Below are 4,053 nucleotides of genomic sequence, written 5' to 3' on the forward strand. Positions count from 1 at the left end.
CCCACACCTACCCCCCGCCTATCGCCGGCCGCGTCAGATGTGTAGACCCGCACGGTAGGGGGCTTCGTGGGGGTTAGGGTCGGGCGCTGCGACATTGGCGCGCCCGGCGCTGCGCTGCGTACTGCCGTAGGCAATCAGCGCAATCGTGCACAGCCCCGCTTGAATGGCCATCTGGGCATGCGCCACCATGGACATGAAACTGCAGCCCCCGATATTCGTGCCGTCGTGATAGCGGGGCGAGATGCCTAGGTATTCGCACAGGGCCAAGGTCGGCATGCGGCTTTGCGAGGTGGTGGCGAAGACACCGTCGATATCGCGCAAGGACAATCCACAGTCTTGCAGTGCCCGATGCGTGGCCTGGGCCATCAAATCGAGCGCGGACATGCCGGGCGCGACTTGCCCTAGGTCAGACTCGGCTACCCCGACGATGGCGCACGCGCCGCGTTGCAACCCTTGCATTACGGAACCTCCGGACGAAAAACAGGATAGGGCGCCTGCCCGTCCTGCGGCTGACAGACATCTACCCGCACCCGCATGCCGATGCGGACCTCCCCCGGCGGCAAACCTTCGACACGGCTCATCAGCCGAAAGCCTTCATCCATGTCCACCAGGACGACGTTGTACGGCGCTTCACCCCGCGGGCTGATGATCGTGACGGCATATACCGTCCCCAGCCCTTCGCTGATGCGCCACTCGAGATCAGCCGTGCCGCTTCCCGGCCCGATCACGCGCGGCGGGAAAACCGGCCGCCCAAGTGCAGCGTCGAACTGGAATGCCAACTTGCCTTGCGCCAGATACTCGCGGAAGACGGCCAACGGCGATGAAGAAGCAGTTTCGGGATTCATGCGGTCAGATCCAGACAGGAAGGCGGACCTTCAAACGATTCCCTTGCGGCGATAGGCCTCGATTTCGCCATCGGAGAATCCGAGGACATCCCGCAGCACCGCTACGGTGGAATCGCCCAAGGTGGGAGGCGGACGGTCGTAAACGGGGGGCGTGTCACGCAAGCGGAGGGGGCTCGCGATGGTCGAGACCATGCCTCCATCCGCGCGCGGCACGTCTACGCGCAGGCCGCGATGCTGCACCTGCGGGTGCTCGAAGACTTGCGCGTAATCGTTGATCGGGCCGCACGGCACGCCATGCGCTTCCAGCCGCTCGATCCACTCGTCGCGCGTGCGAGTCAGCATGGTGCGCGCGAGTTCCGGCACGAGCTCCCCGCGCCCCACGATGCGCCCGGTGACCTTGCTCCAGCGGGGGTCTTGCGCAAGGTCCGGCCGTTCGATGGCAGCACAGTACTGCTGCCACTGCTTGTCGTTGCCCACGGCCACCACAATCTCCCCATCGGCCACGGCGAACACTTGGTAAGGCACCAGGCTGGCATGTGCATTGCCGTACCGGTGCGGTACCTTGCCGCTGGCGAAGTAGCCGGTGACTTGGTTGCCCCCCAATGCGACGATGCAATCGAGCAGGGCCATGTCGATGTACTGGCCGCGGCCCGAGACCGTGCGGTGTTGGAGCGCCGCCAGGATCGCAATGGTCGCGTACATGCCGGTGATCACGTCGGCAATCGCGATCCCGACCTTCTGCGGCCCGCCGCCGGGCAAATCGTCACGCTCGCCCGTGATGCTCATCAGGCCGCCCACCGCCTGGAAGACGAAGTCGTAGCCCGGCTTGTGCGCCCACGGCCCGTCTTGCCCGTACCCGGTGATCGAGCAATACACCAATCCCGGATTCAATCGCGAAAGGCTCTCGTAGTCGAGCCCATAGCGCTTGAGATCTCCAATCTTGTAGTTCTCGACCACGACGTCGCTTTGGGCGGCAAGCCGTCGCACGAGGTCCTGGCCTGCCTCGGTCGAGATGTCGACGGTGATGGATTTCTTGCCGCGGTTGGCGGCGGCATAGTACGTGGAATCGCTTGTATCCCGGCCATCGGCGTCCCGCACCCAGGGCGGCCCCCAGGCCCGGGTGTCGTCTCCGACGCCCGGCCTTTCGACCTTGATCACTTCGGCGCCCATGTCGGCGAGGTTTTGCGTGCACCACGGTCCGGCCAGGATGCGTGAGAGATCAAGCACGCGAATATGGGACAACGCGCCCGACCGGCTTCCCGCAGCGGCCTGAGATTGGGGATGAGACATGAACGAATCAGTCGATCTTGATGTTGGCATCAGCAATGACCTTGGACCACTTGGTGATCTCCGCATCGACGAAGGCCGCGAATTCGGGCTGCGTCATCGTTCCGGCTTCGGCCCCTTGCGCGGCGAACTCTTTGCGCAAGGAAGGGCTGGAGAGCGCCTTGAGCACGTCGCCAGACAGCTTGCGGGTCAGGTCGGGCGCCATGCGGCCGGGCGCATACAGGCCGAACCACGCCGTTGCCTCGAAGCCTTTGACGCCCGCCTCGTCGATGGTGGGCACGTCGGGCAACGCTTCCGAGCGCTTGAGCGCCGTAACCCCCAGCGCGCGCAAGCGTCCGGACTTGATGTGTTGGATGACGCCAGGCACGGAATCGAACATCACGGGAATCTGTCCGCCCAGCAGGTCGTTCAGCGCAGGGGCAGCGCCCTTATAAGGAATGTGCACCATTTCGATGCCGGCCATGGACTTGAAGAGTTCGCCCGATAAATGATTTGCACCACCCGTGCCGGCCGAGCCGAAATCCACCTTGCCTGGGTTGCGCTTGGCGTACTCGATCAGTTCGGCGACAGTGCGGGCGGGGAATGCCTGGTTCACCACGAGCACGTTGGGCACGGCAGCCACCTGGGCGATGGGCGTGAAATCCGTGCGCGTGTTGTAGCGAAGGTTCTTGTACAACCCCGGGTTGATCACGTGGTGGGTGGCAGTCAGCATGAGCGTATAGCCGTCTGGCGGCATGGCCACGAACTGCTCGGAGAAAATCGTGCCGCTGGCGCCGGCCCGGTTTTCCACCACCACTGCCTGCCCCCACATATTTTGCAGCTCTGCGCCGAGTTGCCGTGCAAGGATATCGGTGGTGCCTCCAGGCGGAAACGGCACGACGATTCTCACTGGATGCGAAGGAAAAGTCTGGGCCGTGGAAAGGGCGGGAAGCAAGCATCCCGCTGCGCAAGCCAAGGCGGCGAGCGCGCGTTGGGTCAATGTCGTCATGTCCGTCTCCTCTCGTTGTAATGAAGAAGAAGCGTTCAGGCCGGCTCCATTCCATGCGGGAACTCGACCATCGCCTCGCCGTGGGCAACGACTTCGCCGCGTTGATTGGTGACTTCGACGGTCAACGTGGCCCAGCGGCTTTTCTGCGTGACTTGCACTGCGGAAATCGTTGCGCTCGGCGTGATGGTGTCGCCGGGCTTGACCGGTATCTTCCAGCGCGTCTCGAGCCGGCGCTGCACGCCCCCGCGCGGGTAAAGCCAGTCGGTCAACATCTTGGTGATGACGCCGAAGTTATTCATGCCGTGCATGATGATTCCGCCGAAATTGGTCCGGCCGAAATTGCCCTTCATGTACTCGTCGTCCCAATGCAGCGGGTTGTAGTCGAGCGAGGCTTCACAAAAGGCGCGGATGCTTTCGCGGGTGGGCGAGAACGGCGTACCTTCTATCCTTTGGCCCGGCTTCAAGCTGTCGAAAGTGGTGCTGTTCATGATGGATCTCAGAAAGGGCGGATGGTCCAGCCGCGGCCGGAGCAAATGACTTCATCGTGCTGGTTGAAGAAAACGTTGTCGTGGATCACGAACAACCGTTCTTTCTTGATGAACTTGTCCAGCGCTCGGGCCTGGAGGCGGATGGTGTCGCCCGGCCGGGCCGGCACGTTGTAGCTCCACGACTGGCCCGCGTTGATCGTGCCCGGGCTGCGCATCCAGTCGTCGGCGGGCGTGCAGGCGAACATGAGCAGGATGTGGATGGAGGGCGGTGCGATCAGCCCCTTGTACGGCGTCTTCTTGGCATACTCTTCGTCGAAATACAGGGGGTGCATGTCCCCCACCACCCGGCAGTACTTGTGAATGGCTTCCAGGGTGAGGGTATAGGGAAGGGTCTTGCGCGGTTCGCCCGGAATGATTTGGTCCCAGGTCTTGCGCAGTTCCGCAT

6 protein-coding genes are annotated in these 4,053 nt (G+C 63.2%); all 6 read right to left on the minus strand.

Annotation, left to right across the window (positions count from 1 at the left end; all coding sequences use genetic code 11):
* Positions 1–33: 33 nt before the first annotated feature.
* Positions 34–459 (minus strand): hypothetical protein, encoded by a 426-nt coding sequence (locus tag IRZ12_RS16120; RefSeq protein WP_367181599.1) that lies wholly within the window; start codon positions 457–459, stop codon positions 34–36.
* The gene (locus IRZ12_RS16125) at positions 459–845 is read right to left on the minus strand and encodes an OB-fold domain-containing protein (RefSeq protein ID WP_296470614.1); all 387 of its coding nucleotides are present in this window, start codon (positions 843–845) and stop codon (positions 459–461) included. Before IRZ12_RS16125 ends, IRZ12_RS16120 begins: the two co-directional genes overlap by 1 nt.
* A 30-nt stretch (positions 846–875) precedes the next feature.
* A complete protein-coding gene (locus IRZ12_RS16130; protein WP_296470617.1) occupies positions 876–2,135 on the minus strand; it encodes a CaiB/BaiF CoA-transferase family protein in 1,260 nt (419 codons plus the stop codon).
* Between the two features lie 7 nt (positions 2,136–2,142).
* Positions 2,143–3,120, minus strand: coding sequence for a tripartite tricarboxylate transporter substrate binding protein (locus IRZ12_RS16135; protein WP_296470620.1), 978 nt, complete (start codon positions 3,118–3,120; stop codon positions 2,143–2,145).
* 35 nt (positions 3,121–3,155) lie between these two features.
* Entirely contained in the window at positions 3,156–3,608 is a 453-nt protein-coding gene (locus IRZ12_RS16140; protein ID WP_296470624.1) for a MaoC family dehydratase, read from the minus strand.
* Between the two features lie 8 nt (positions 3,609–3,616).
* A partial coding sequence (locus IRZ12_RS16145) for a MaoC family dehydratase (protein ID WP_367181600.1) occupies positions 3,617–4,053 on the minus strand: 437 nt, incomplete at its 5' end.

It is taken from the genome of Pigmentiphaga sp. (genome assembly GCF_019689535.1).
Lineage (GTDB): Bacteria > Pseudomonadota > Gammaproteobacteria > Burkholderiales > Burkholderiaceae_B > Pigmentiphaga.